Origin of the sequence: Aliivibrio sifiae (assembly GCF_002954705.1) — a bacterium.
Classification (GTDB): Bacteria; Pseudomonadota; Gammaproteobacteria; order Enterobacterales; family Vibrionaceae; genus Aliivibrio; species Aliivibrio sifiae_A.
In genome coordinates this window covers 63,261-76,383 of the sequence record NZ_MSCO01000003.1, presented here as the reverse complement: position 1 = coordinate 76,383, position 13,123 = coordinate 63,261, and the positions used below count along the sequence as shown (strand labels likewise).

At 39.4% G+C, this 13,123-nt stretch carries 9 protein-coding genes, 1 tRNA gene and 1 riboswitch; of the genes, 3 read left to right on the top strand and 7 right to left on the bottom strand.

Going from position 1 to position 13,123, the window contains the following annotated elements; translation table 11 throughout:
- Positions 1 to 115: 115 nt before the first annotated feature.
- A riboswitch (Fluoride riboswitch) is annotated at positions 116 to 182 on the bottom strand.
- A 101-nt stretch (positions 183 to 283) separates the two neighbouring features.
- From BTO22_RS17750 to BTO22_RS17725, 6 genes are all read right to left on the bottom strand, one after another.
- Complete coding sequence (locus BTO22_RS17750) at positions 284 to 478, bottom strand: hypothetical protein (RefSeq protein WP_105056642.1); 195 nt, start codon at positions 476 to 478, stop codon at positions 284 to 286.
- Positions 479 to 582: 104 nt separating this feature from the next.
- Entirely contained in the window at positions 583 to 3,339 is a 2,757-nt protein-coding gene (locus BTO22_RS17745) for a M16 family metallopeptidase (protein ID WP_105056641.1), read from the bottom strand.
- Between the two features lie 418 nt (positions 3,340 to 3,757).
- Positions 3,758 to 3,834, bottom strand: a tRNA-Trp gene (locus tag BTO22_RS17740).
- Between the two features lie 118 nt (positions 3,835 to 3,952).
- Positions 3,953 to 4,477 carry a menaquinone-dependent protoporphyrinogen IX dehydrogenase gene (hemG, locus tag BTO22_RS17735; protein WP_105056640.1) on the bottom strand — a complete coding sequence of 175 codons (525 nt, stop codon included), beginning with the start codon at positions 4,475 to 4,477 and terminating at the stop codon, positions 3,953 to 3,955.
- 32 nt (positions 4,478 to 4,509) lie between these two features.
- Complete coding sequence (locus BTO22_RS17730) at positions 4,510 to 5,967, bottom strand: TrkH family potassium uptake protein (protein WP_105056639.1); 1,458 nt, start codon at positions 5,965 to 5,967, stop codon at positions 4,510 to 4,512.
- A 53-nt stretch (positions 5,968 to 6,020) separates the two neighbouring features.
- Positions 6,021 to 6,635, bottom strand: a complete 615-nt coding sequence (locus BTO22_RS17725) for a YigZ family protein (protein ID WP_105056638.1) — start codon at positions 6,633 to 6,635, stop codon at positions 6,021 to 6,023.
- Between the two features lie 243 nt (positions 6,636 to 6,878).
- Between BTO22_RS17725 and fadB the strand changes: the two genes are divergently transcribed.
- The 3 genes from fadB (at position 6,879) to acuI (ending at position 11,976) form a co-directional block, all read left to right on the top strand.
- Positions 6,879 to 9,059 (top strand): fatty acid oxidation complex subunit alpha FadB, encoded by a 2,181-nt coding sequence (fadB, locus tag BTO22_RS17720; RefSeq protein ID WP_105056637.1) that lies wholly within the window; start codon positions 6,879 to 6,881, stop codon positions 9,057 to 9,059.
- Positions 9,060 to 9,072: 13 nt separating this feature from the next.
- Complete coding sequence (gene fadA / locus BTO22_RS17715) at positions 9,073 to 10,236, top strand: acetyl-CoA C-acyltransferase FadA (protein WP_105056636.1); 1,164 nt, start codon at positions 9,073 to 9,075, stop codon at positions 10,234 to 10,236.
- Between the two features lie 759 nt (positions 10,237 to 10,995).
- Positions 10,996 to 11,976, top strand: coding sequence for an acrylyl-CoA reductase (NADPH) (acuI, locus tag BTO22_RS17710; protein WP_105056635.1), 981 nt, complete (start codon positions 10,996 to 10,998; stop codon positions 11,974 to 11,976).
- Between the two features lie 113 nt (positions 11,977 to 12,089).
- Here acuI and BTO22_RS17705 read toward each other — a convergent pair whose 3' ends face one another.
- Positions 12,090 to 13,031, bottom strand: a complete 942-nt coding sequence (locus BTO22_RS17705) for a LysR family transcriptional regulator (RefSeq protein ID WP_105056634.1) — start codon at positions 13,029 to 13,031, stop codon at positions 12,090 to 12,092.
- Positions 13,032 to 13,123: the final 92 nt, after the last annotated feature.

Genomic DNA, 13,123 nt, shown 5'->3' with positions numbered 1-13,123 from the left:
TTTTAATAATGGTTAATCAAAAGGATAGACTATCTTAGAAGAGAAGAGAAATAACAAACAACTCTACTATAGACGGATCTATCCCAATAGAATCAGAATCATCTGATCAGGATACGCTACAGTAGGAATCATTATCTCTAAATTAGAGCGGTTAAAGGTGGAAATCCATCACCTGAGATCGACGATAACACCAATCAATGAGAGAAATGCTACTCCTATCATTTATAAATGGCAAATAAAAGGCGATTAATTATTTAAGCGCCTTTTATCATTTCGTAAATACTTACCAAGTCAGCACTGGAGTGTAACCACTCACCGCGTTAACCATCTTAGTATTTACGCTTTCGAATCCTTTCCAAAGTTTTTTTATTACCGCTGTTTTTTTCTTTCTTGATTGCTGTTTGCCATACATTTCTTCGTTTAGCATATTCTTTGCAGCAAGTTGACCAAGATATACAGCACCTAAATCGTAATTCATTGTTATAAAACCTTAGAGATTAATTAAGCAGCAAATTGTACTGCTTACACCCCAAAAAACAAGATATAGATCACGTTTTTTTATTTTCATAACAAAGCAAGAAATTATCGAATTGTTGGCGTTGCTAGATATGTTGACTTGCGAACCCCTTCTCCGAATGTGCTCTGAATTAATGCAGTCATCTCCAGTGAATGTATCGAATCTGCCGTCTTTTGAATATTCAATAGCGCATCAATTCCATAACCATGTATTGTGTATCGCGTAAATAGCCAAGCTTGTTGTGATGAGTTATTTTTCATCGGAGATAAATCAACCACTAACTGTTTTGCAGCAGAACGGGTTTCCTCCTCAGATACTCCCCCTAATAAATCGCTAATCACTTTGTCTATCGCTGACTCAATAAGCTCTGCATTTTTTGGAGCCACCTGAGCACCAACAATCCAATTGCTTCGTAATTCACCATCAGAGTTGATAATTTCGGCATAAGGCGCATAGTCTAAGCTTAACTCTTCACGCACATAAGACATCAAACGTTTAGAAACAATACGCTGCAGCATATCTTCCATAAACAAGGATTTTGCAGATTGATTCTCATCAACCTTATTCGCAATAAAATGAGCGATATAATGACTATTATTTTCGGTATTAACTGCCATTGTAAAGCTAGGTTTAAATGATTCTTTATAGCCAGCAGCATAGTTAACAGGTTCAGAGTTAGCTAATTGGATACTCGCAACATACTGACGTAATAACGGTTTTAACTCTGTGGGTTTAAGATCAGCAACAATCACTAATTGATAATTTCTATTCTGTTGGAATAATAATTGGTGAATTTTTTTTATTTGTTCATCAGTTACATCAACCACCCCATCACCTTCCTGTAATCGATGACTGCTCGTTACTACATACGTATTATGGTTAATCGCTTGAGTAAATTTACCCAATGGTGTTTCTAGGTATGCACTGCGATTTTGATTAAACTCTTGTTTTACCGCTTTAAGCTGATCTGCATCGACTTTAATCTCAGACATCAATGTTGATAAAACAGCAAAACTTTCAGCAACCCCTTCTCTATCAGTGAAAATCTCAATACCATGATGAGTAAAGTTAATATATGGATAAAGCTCAATATCATTACGTCTTAAATGTGCATCTAGCTGAGATCCAGTAAGCTTGCCTAACCCACTACGACTAGCAACAGGAATTGCAATGTTTGCTGCCGGAATAAGGTTTGGAGTCAATGCTGCCATTCCCCCTTTGCTCGCTAACGAAATACTGATGTCATCCCCAGAATTTGCATCTCTTAAATACAATACGTTTATACCATTATCTAACGTCCAGCTTGTTAGGTTTCTTTCACTCGGTATCAATTCTTCAGAAAGAATGCCTCCAGCCGTAGCAGGAACAGGGAAAGCAGAGGTTATATTATTAAGCAAAGGTTTATTACCCTTCTTATTATACAGAGACCTTAACTCAGGGATCCTTAGTTTCGTGGCATTAATACTTTCACTCGCACCTAAGCCAATACCAAACTGGTAAGAGCTTGATAGGAAATCATGCATATGTTGATTAACAACCTTAAGGTCGACCATAGAAAGAAAAGCTTCCAAACTTTCCTTATAATCTAAAATAGACTGACTTGGTTGTTGGTTAACAATATTCATTGATTTAGTTTCTGCATGATTAACAGCGTTCAAATCATCTTGGTTTTTAACAATATAATCTAATTCATATTGATAGTATTTTACTATGTCTTCTAGCTCATTAGCCGTTGCACCAAAATCACGCAAAGAAGCCAACACCTCTAAAAATTGCGTTTCGCTTTGATCTCTATAACGTGCCGGGAATGATACTGAAGAAATGGAGTAACGACTGTCTGAAACAAAATATTCCGTTGAATAAATCCATTGAGCAGGCATTGCTGCATCTAAAAATGCAGCATTCATTCTTTGTTTAATTAATTCTTGAGAAATATAATCTAACCAAAGTTGATGTTGCTGTTCTCTGCTTTGAATATTCGAATTTCCACGATCAATAACCATGTTAATACTTGGAGCTTCACCACCCGCAATATAACCAATAAAATCAGAGGTATTTAATACTTCCTTTTCCATTGTCGTTACCGTGGTAGTTCCTTTTTCCCATGAAGAGAAATGTGTTTTAACGAGCTCAGTCGCTTGTGCTAAGGTAACATCCCCCGTAATCACTATTTCTGCTAATTGCGGTTGATACCATTTCTTATAAAATTCTCTTAATGTTTCTGAAGACGCTGAAAGAACAGATTCTTCATTCCCAAGAGGATCATAAGCATCATATGAATTGTTAGTCATATGCTCATAAAACTGTGTCGATACATCTTTCTCTTCAAGTCTAGAATATCTAAACTCACCAAGAATAACGTCTTTCTCTTTTTCTACTTCTTGGGAAGAAAGCTCAATACCATCTCCAATATCTCGCATCCAAGTGAGTGCATTATTTAATTCACTATTATTGGGAAGATCTAGTTTATAAACGGTTTCCTCATAAGAAGTATACGCATTAATATCAGCAGCAAAGCTAAGCCCTGCATTTTCAAATAAAGAAATAACGTCATTTTGAGAAAAATGTTCACTTCCATTGAAAGCCATGTGCTCTACAAAGTGTGCATACCCTTTTTGATCTTGTGTTTCTTGAAATGAACCAGCGTGAATAATTAGCCTCACAGAGACCTCTTTTTCGGTATCTGGATAGATATGATAACGAAGCCCATTATCAAGTTGTTCACTGACCCAGTGAGGGTCTGCTTTTATTGGTGTAACGGAGTGAGTTGCGCAGCCTGTAACGAATAAAGAAAAAGCTATTGGTAACCAATAAGTTTTCATAATGCATCCTAGTAATTATATTTATATTTTATAAGGTTCTGATCTAAATATAAATAATGTATAAATGCAAGGGCATTGTCTAAATGATTATTATTCTCAATGTTTTTTTGTTACTTGCGAAATTAACCACACTTTTCTAAACCCAAAAGATCATGCTTTCTAAATATGGCAAAGGTAAAGAAACTCAAACTCCCAACATGCGTGTTCTTATGGTGGGGGAATCCGCGGCTCTTTTCTCAAACCGCAGATAGCAAAAAGGCTCATACCTTTCGATATGAGCCTTCTCTAAATATGGCAGGGGTGGAGAAACTCAAACTCCCAACACGCGCGTTCTTATGGTGGGGGAATCCGCAGCTCTTTTCTCAAACCGCAGATAGCAAAAAGGCTCATACCTTTCGATATGAGCCTTCTCTAAATATGGCAGGGGTGGAGAGATTCGAACTCCCAACACGCGGATTTGGAATCCGCTGCTCTGCCAGTTGGAGCTACACCCCTGTTGTGCGTGCTATTGTAATGACTTCCACAATAAAATCCATACTTTGCACGCTAAAAATATGAATCTAAACTAAAAATTCTACTTCTATCGCACTATTTTACTAAAAACGAATAGAATTTAACCGAGTTTTATCTTATCAACAAATTGATCTACTCGTTTCCAGTTCGTATATTCAACTTCTTTCGTCGGATCGGTCTCTCCACCGGTCATTCTCATGATTAGTTGAATCATAAATCTATCAAAGAAGTTATAACGAGGATAAAACAGCGCCCCGGCAAAGGTATCTTGTAGGACAGGAACCCATGGTGATTTTAATAAGAACTTCTTAAAATAAGCACTGGTTTCTGGTGTATCTTTCCCTTCTTTTCGAGCCGTCAAATTCACAATAAAAAATGAAGCCTTGGCTTGCTCTAAAGCCACTTGATGCTGAGCGATAAATTGATACAGTTTCTTGTTCAAATGACCGTAACGAATAGAAGCACCAATCACAACACGATCATAATCTGAAAATGATACCGTTACTGGTTGATGTAAATCAACCAACTGGCAATCAACATTACTTCCTAACTTAGTCGCAATGTAATCTAATATCTTAATCGTTTGACCTTCACGGCTTGAGTGAAGAAGTAATACTCTTTCCACAGTAACCTCTTAAATCTTTTTAATACTAAAAACTAACTACGCCAAAACGTCGGCGTGAACAAAATAAGTAACGTAAATACTTCTAAACGACCAAATAGCATTGAGATAATTAAAATCCATTTTGCTGAATCATTTACTTCACCAAAATGTACCGCAACCTCCCCCAATCCCGGACCTAAGTTATTTAGTGTCGCAGCCACCGCTGAAAACGCGGTTAATTCATCAATGCCGGTCGCAATTAATGCCAGCATACAAACAACGAACACCAATGCATAAGCAGAGAAAAACCCCCACACAGCATCAACTACTCGTTGAGGTAAAGCTTTTGTCCCAATCTTAATCGTAAAAATAGCTCTTGGGTGAATAAGGCGTTTTAGTTCACGCATCCCCTGCAGAGAAAGTAACAATATACGGATAACCTTCATCCCGCCACCGGTTGACCCAGCACAACCACCAATGAACGAAGAAAATAGCAATAAAACAGGTAAGAATAATGGCCACTCAGAAAAACTGGTTGTCGTAAACCCTGCCGTTGTTGAAATAGATACGGTTTGGAATAATGCTTGGTCTGCTGCTGCGCCAATTGAATCGTAAGTACTGTGCTTTAATAACAATAAAAAGGTAACTAAAAATAATAATACTTGGATAAAGATAAAGGCTCTAAACTCTGGATCTTTCCAGTAATATTTTGGATGAACACCGCCGGAAGCAAACGCTGCAAAATGCAGCGAGAAGTTACAGGCCGATATAAGTAAAAAGACAACCGTAATGGCATTAATTACAGGACTGTTAAAGTGTCCCATACTCGCATCATAGGTAGAAAAGCCACCAATAGCTATAGTTGAAAAGCTATGAGAAATCGCATCAAACCAATCCATTCCTGCCGCCCAAAACGCTAAAGTGCAAGCAATAGTTAACGTTAGATAGATGTACCAAAGCACTTTTGCGGTTTCTGCAATTCTTGGTGTCATTTTTGAATCTTTTACTGGCCCCGGGATCTCAGCACGATAAAGCTGCATACCACCGATGCCTAGCACCGGAAGAATCGCAACAGCTAAAACAATAATACCCATACCGCCAAACCATTGAAGAAGTTGACGATAAAATAGAATCGCTTTAGGAAGATGATCAAGACCAGTAAGAACTGTTGCACCTGTTGTCGTTAACCCAGAAAAAGATTCAAAAAAGGCATTAGTTACCGAAATATCAGGTGTTCCTGATAGCAAAAATGGAAGCGCACCAGCACTACCGATTACCATCCAAAAGAGAACAACAATCAGAAAACCATCACGAGATTTTAACTCTTGTTTATGTTGGCGGTTAGGGAACCAAAGCGCACCGCCTCCAGCTAACAATAGGAAAAAGGTAATAACAAACGGCACACCAGCACCGTCACGATAAATAAACGCGACAAGAGCCGGAGCCAACATAAAAAAACTAAAAACCGCGAGTAAGGTACCCACGATTCGAATAATTGAACGAAACTGCATGATTTATTGAACGCTTTGCGTCACTCACATCCTAATGGTTTATATGAATTGAACTACTTTGTTGGAAATTCAATTTTGGCACCGCTTTTATTAATCACCGCGGTTTTAAATTCAGTAATGACACGTTTTTCTAATTCTAATGTCATTACAACTTTATCACTATAATCCGCCGTCACCTGTTGTCCTTCATATTGGTACAGTAATGTTTCGACCAAACTCACTAAGTTATAGTCACAATGCAAAATAATATGAGCAGTAATGCGTTTTTCTTCCGTTTCTATCAATTTCAGGGCCTGCTGAACTCCGCCACCATACGCTTTAACAAGACCGCCAGTACCGAGTTTGATACCACCTGAATAGCGAGTCACTACCGCTGTAATTTCACCAATACCACAGCCACTTAATTGAGCAAGTATCGGCTTTCCTGCTGTACCTGAGGGTTCACCATCATCACTAAAGCCCCATTTCATCGAATCTTCTGGCCTTCCAGCAACAAAGCCCCAACAATTATGTCTAGCATCAGAGTGCTTCGCTTTTATTTCTGCCACAAACGCTTTTGCCTCATCAATCGATGCGGTTCTAGCAAGGTAAGTAATAAAAACGCTCTTTTTTATCTCTTCTTCAAATACTGCCATCGCTTTTGGGACTTGATATGGCTGATCACTCATAGACTACACTGATACTAAAAACGGAACCTTAAAGTGTATCACTTCTGGTGACATTTACGCTTTCTATGCTGATATTTATTCGCCAACCGAAGAAAGAAAATTTGTGATCAACCAAGATAAACGTAAATAAAATGTTAAGTTTAATTTGATATCTGTTTACTTTAGCACCACTATTAACTGGTCAAACCAGATTATTATAATAACGAATACTCGGATCTGGTTTTTATTTCATGGAGATAGAAAATGATTTATCAAGGTGAAAACCTCTCTGTAGACTATATCGAATCAGGCATTGCTCACTTAGTGTTTAATGCGACAGGCAGTGTTAATAAGCTCAACCTTGCCACTATACCATCGCTTGGCGAAGCCATTGATGCACTTTACGAACAGAAAGAATTAAAAGGACTCTTACTCTCATCTGGTAAGAATACTTTTATTGTGGGTGCGGATATTACTGAGTTTCTTGGGTTATTTGATACTCCGCCTGAAGAGCTCAGCGCATGGCTTCATCAAGCCAACGTTATCTTTAATAAACTAGAAGACCTTCCTGTCCCTACGCTAACCGCAATTACTGGATTTGCTCTTGGTGGCGGTTGTGAATGTGTACTTGCTACCGATTTCCGTTTAGCGGATGAAACCGCATCGATCGGATTACCTGAAACACAACTCGGTATTATGCCTGGCTGGGGCGGGTCTGTTCGTTTACCTCGCTTAATTGGTGCCGATCCTGCGATGGAAGTCATCACGACAGGTAAGCCAAAACGTGCTAAAGACGCATTAACATTAGGTATGGTTGATGGTGTTGTTTCACGTGAAACCTTGATAGACGCATCTGTTTCTATGCTTAAGCAGGCGATAAGTGGCCAACTAAATTGGCAACAACGCCGCGAACAAAAGAAAGCCCCATTACAACTATCACCATTAGAAGCTGCGATGTCATTTAATGTCGCTAAAGGCATGATAATGAAAATGGCAGGGAAACATTATCCAGCGCCAATTACAGCGGTTAAATCGATAGAACAAAGTGCTGGTATGAGTCGTGATGAAGCTCTAGCGATTGAGAACAAGCACTTTGTTGCTCTAACTCGTACTGATGTTGCTAAATCACTCGTAGGCATTTTCTTAAACGATCAGTTCGTGAAAAGCAAAGCCAAACAAGCGGTTAAAAACAGTGAACCCGTAACTAACGCTGCGGTTCTTGGTGCTGGCATTATGGGCGGTGGTATCGCTTATCAATCGGCATCGAAAGGTGTGCCTGTTCTAATGAAAGACATTGCTCAAGCATCATTAGATCTCGGAATGAATGAAGCCTCTAAACTGCTTAATAAGCAATTAGAGCGTGGCCGTTTGTCTGGTTTAAAAATGGCACAAGTGCTCTCTTCTATTACTCCCTCTTTAAGCTATGGTGGCATTGAGAGCAAAGACGTCATTGTTGAAGCTGTGGTTGAGAATCCAAAAATCAAAGCGGCTGTTTTATCAGAAGTAGAAGGTGAAGTTAACGAAAATGCAATCTTAGCGTCGAATACCTCAACTATTCCAATTTCGTTATTAGCAAAATCACTCAAGCGTCCTGAAAATTTCTGTGGTATGCACTTCTTCAACCCTGTTCATCGTATGCCATTAGTTGAAGTTATTCGTGGTGAGAAAACCTCACAACAAACCATTGATCGCGTCGTTGCTTACGCCTCTCAAATGGGTAAAACCCCAATTGTTGTTAATGACTGCCCAGGGTTCTTTGTAAACCGTGTTCTTTTCCCTTATTTTGCAGGCTTTAGCTTATTACTCCGTGATGGTGGTGATTACCAACAGATCGATAAAGTGATGGAAAAAGAATTTGGTTGGCCAATGGGACCAGCTTACTTACTTGATGTTGTCGGTATTGATACAGCTCATCACGCTCAAGCGGTGATGGCACAAGGTTTTCCAGAGCGCATGGCTAAAAACGGTCGTGATATTATTGATGCGATGTTTGATGAAAGCCGCTACGGTCAAAAAAATGGGACTGGATTTTATGCTTACACCGTAGATAGAAAAGGTAAACCAAAGAAAAGTGTGGATGATGGCACCAGTGCGATCATTGCAACAGTAACAGACACAACTCAACCTTATACCTCAGAGCAGATCAGTGCTCGTATGATGATCCCGATGATTAATGAAGTCATTCGCTGCTTGGATGAGGGTATTATCGCCTCACCTGCTGAAGCCGATATGGCTCTGGTTTATGGACTCGGTTTCCCTCCATTTAAAGGCGGGGTTTTCCGTTACCTTGATTCTATTGGATTGCCGACCTATTTAGAGATGGCAAAAGAGTTTGAGCAACTTGGCACGGTTTACCAAGTACCAGAAAGCATTAAACAAAAAGCGGCGGCAGGAGAATGTTATTACCCAGCCCCTAAAGCACCCTCTGTATCGGCATCACTCTAAGGAAGGATTTATCATGAAAAATGTAGTTATTGTTGATTGTATCCGTACTCCGATGGGTCGCTCTAAAAATGGGGTATTTCGTCATACTCGCGCCGAAGATTTATCAGCGCACTTAATGAAAGGCTTAATAGAGCGAAATCCAAACGTCGACCCGAATCAAATCGAAGACATCTACTGGGGTTGTGTTCAGCAAACGTTAGAGCAAGGCTTTAATATTGCTCGTAATGCCTCATTATTAGCAGGCCTACCAAAATCTATTGCTGCGACAACAGTTAATCGCTTGTGCGGTTCATCTATGCAAGCACTGCACGACGCTTCACGCGCCATCATGGTTGGTGATGCTGACATCTGCATTATTGGCGGTGTTGAACATATGGGCCATGTACCTATGAATCACGGGGTTGATTTCCATTCTGGTTTATCAAAAAGTGTGGCTAAAGCCTCTGGCATGATGGGGCTAACGGCAGAAATGCTAGGTAAGATGCACGGTATTACTCGTGAGCAACAAGATGCCTTTGCACTAGCTTCACACCAAAAAGCATACAGAGCGACGGTTGAGGGTCATTTTGATTCTGAAATATTACCCATTGAAGGTCACGATGAAAATGGTGCTCTCACCTTGGTAAAACATGATGAAGTCATTCGCGCTGAAACTACACTTGAGGGGTTAGCTGCACTGCGACCGGCCTTTGATCCTGCGAATGGTACCGTAACAGCAGGTAGTTCATCCGCTCTTTCTGATGGCGCTTCAGCAATGTTAATCATGAGCGAAGAGAAAGCTAATGAACTCGGTTTAACCATTCGTGCTAAAGTCCGCTCAATGGCGGTATCGGGTTGTGACCCATCAATAATGGGTTATGGACCGGTACCCGCAACTCAAAAAGCACTAAAGCGAGCAGGTTTGTCGGTTGATGAGATTGATTTGTTCGAATTGAATGAAGCGTTTGCAGCTCAATCCCTACCATGCATTAAAGATTTAGGCTTAATGGATGTAATGGAAGAGAAAATTAACTTGAATGGTGGGGCTATTGCACTAGGGCACCCATTAGGTTGTTCTGGATCTCGAATTGCCACAACGTTAATCAATAACATGGAACGTACTGGGGCTAAACTTGGTGTTGCGACTATGTGTATTGGCCTTGGTCAAGGTATCGCAACGGTATTCGAACGACCTTAGACAAAACATTCTAAACCGTAAAAACTAAAAAAGTCGCCTTCTTGGGCGACTTTTTTCGAGTTGATACCTAATTTGGTATCGCTTTTATCATCTTATTTTTTAGAGATGATTTTTGTATCACGCGCTTGGTGGAACCAAAAACGCTTTCTGCCTGTTGATTTAGACATGAGATATCCTTCTTAACTTTAGTATAAACATGCATCAATACGATGCGCTTGTTTAGCCTGAGAAGAGATATTTATCTTATGTAATTTATACATAGAGAAGTTGTACGTTCTTTACCTCATCAATCTATTTGTCTTTAGAACAATAGATAGCCCAATAACGATATTAGGTATAAAGCCAACGCATTTTCACAACTTCGATAGCACACGGTCATATTACATTATAAATAGATCCAGTTAGGCTTATTCGTTGCTAACGATCTGCTGAAATGTTCAATTATTAATGATTGGAAAAGTGAAATGAAACACGGAGATAATAGCTTTTTCGAAGATATTTTTCTGAGGGTTTTACTTGTACTTATTGCTTGTATTAATAACTCTATACATCAGAGCAAGGATGAAAAATAACACGATCCAATAAAAAGTAAAGATCTTATTTGCTTTTTTTAAAATTTTTTTAATAACACCATCTATGCATAGAATGCATAGTTTCCATGTTTAAGTATCATTTTTTTTCTAAAAAAGCCTCGCCTATACTTAACTCATCAATCAAATGCAAAATTTGATTCTCTATTTAATCTCATTGGAGTTTATTATGTTTAAAGCACTCGTTTTAAATCAAGAAGAAAGAAATACTATTGCTGCTGTTACTGAGATCGATGAATCTCAACTTCCTGAAGGTAACGTAAAAATCAATGTTAGCTACTCTTCTTTAAACTACAAAGATGGCTTAGCGATTACTGGTAAAGGGCGTATTGTTCGTAATTTCCCTATGGTACCAGGTATTGATTTAGCTGGTGTTGTTTCTCAATCAGACGATGCTCGTTATAAAGCAGGCGATGAAGTTGTACTTACTGGCTGGGGCGTTGGTGAAGGTCATTGGGGTGGCATGGCTGAAAAAGCAAGCCTAAATGGTGATTGGTTAGTACCAATGCCAAAAGGCTTAGACGCTAAAAAAGTCATGTCGATTGGTACAGCAGGCTTCACTGCTATGTTATGTGTTCAAGCGATTGTTGATGCAGGTATCAAACCAGAAGACGGTGAGATCCTAGTCACAGGCGCAAGCGGTGGTGTAGGTAGCGTATCTATTACTCTTCTTAACCAACTTGGTTATAAAGTTGCAGCGGTAACAGGCCGAGCTTCTTCAAATGGTGAATTGCTTAAATCATTAGGCGCATCACGCATTGTTGAGCGCAGTGAACTAGAAGAACCAGCAAAACCATTAGAAAAACAGCTATGGGCTGGCGCAATTGATACGGTTGGTAGCAAAGTATTAGCTAAAGTCTTAGCGCAAATTGATTACAACGGCGCGGTAGCAATATGTGGTCTTGCGGGTGGCTTTGATTTACCAACAACAGTAATGCCATTCATTCTACGTAATGTACGCCTACAAGGTGTTGACTCTGTAATGTGCCCTCGTGAAAAACGCATTAAAGCATGGGAGCAACTTGCCGAACTTCTGCCTGAGTCGTTCTACACTCAAGCGACTAAAGAAGTCTCTCTTGATGATGCGATTCAAGCAGCAGAAGACATAACTAACGGTCAAATCACGGGTCGTGTAGTTATCAAAATTTAGTCTTACTCGCTAAAAGAATTTAATGCTGAGCCCTACCTAGCTTAGCGTTAATGTGAAAACATCAGTAAACCAAGGCAGCTTAATCACTGCCTTTTTCTTATCTAAAGAATAAGTTATACAAACCCAATATCTTCAATACGTTTTTCAATTAACTTACCGCATTCTTCTTTTACTACGCGTCGAAGCCACGTTTGTGCTGGCGAAGAATCACAACGAGAATGCCAAATTAAAGAATAATCAAATGGGGTAAATTCAAACGGTAAAGGCTTAATCACTAAGTCATAACGATCTGCCATTAAATAAGCGAGATCTGCAGGAACGGTAATCACTAATGGCATTTTATCAACGATAGCTAATGCCGCTTCTAAATGATACGCCCTCAATACTTGCCTTCTCTCTCTCTGCCCTAATAACGCATTATCCAATAACGCTTTTACACCATCACTAATTGCAATCATCGCATGAGGTAATGACAAATAATCATCTAAGGTTAAGCGAGAGCCTGAAAGCGGATGATTTTTTGAAAGTAAGCACAGTACCCCAACTTGGCCTAACACATCCTGTTTTAATGGAGACACAGATCCTATCGGACGACAGATCGCCATATCCACCTTTTCCGTACTCAGTTGTTTAAACAAATTCTCATGATTTAGAGAGGTAAATTCTAATGAAATATTCGGCGCTTGCTCATAAATTTTAGGTAACGCATAAGGCAAGATGGTTTGCATTGCGTAGTCAGTGGTTGCAATCAAAAAGTGTTGTTCGCAATGCATTGGTGTGAAATCACTTGGAGTAAGCAATTGGCGAAGTGACTCTAATGGTTGATTAATTTGAGTATTAATCTCCAAAGCTTTTTGTGTTGGGACTAAATGTTGTCCCTGACGTGTAAATAATGGGTCACCAAGCAAGTCACGTAATCGACCTAATACTCGACTCATTGCCGATTGACTTAAATTCAATCTGATCGCAGCTTGGCTTACGCTGTTTTCTTCTAATAAAACTTTGAGTGCGATAAGTAAATTTAAATCACGGCGATACACTTCTTCTAGTTCCATTACCTAACCTATATCTGAAATAACCGAATGGTCGAATAAGTAGTTTAACGGTTTTTAAAATAAAAAAAATCCCGCAATTTATTCACTTCTTA

Excerpts from the sequence above, each read along its gene's own strand:
- BTO22_RS17750 (WP_105056642.1), bottom strand. The coding sequence starts at position 478 with ATGAATTACGATTTAGGTGCTGTATATCTTGGTCAACTTGCTGCAAAG.
- BTO22_RS17745 (WP_105056641.1), bottom strand. The coding sequence starts at position 3,339 with ATGAAAACTTATTGGTTACCAATAGCTTTTTCTTTATTCGTTACAGGC.
- BTO22_RS17730 (WP_105056639.1), bottom strand. The coding sequence starts at position 5,967 with ATGCAGTTTCGTTCAATTATTCGAATCGTGGGTACCTTACTCGCGGTT.
- BTO22_RS17725 (WP_105056638.1), bottom strand. The coding sequence starts at position 6,635 with ATGAGTGATCAGCCATATCAAGTCCCAAAAGCGATGGCAGTATTTGAA.
- fadB (WP_105056637.1), top strand. The coding sequence starts at position 6,879 with ATGATTTATCAAGGTGAAAACCTCTCTGTAGACTATATCGAATCAGGC.
- fadA (WP_105056636.1), top strand. The coding sequence starts at position 9,073 with ATGAAAAATGTAGTTATTGTTGATTGTATCCGTACTCCGATGGGTCGC.
- acuI (WP_105056635.1), top strand. The coding sequence starts at position 10,996 with ATGTTTAAAGCACTCGTTTTAAATCAAGAAGAAAGAAATACTATTGCT.
- BTO22_RS17705 (WP_105056634.1), bottom strand. The coding sequence starts at position 13,031 with ATGGAACTAGAAGAAGTGTATCGCCGTGATTTAAATTTACTTATCGCA.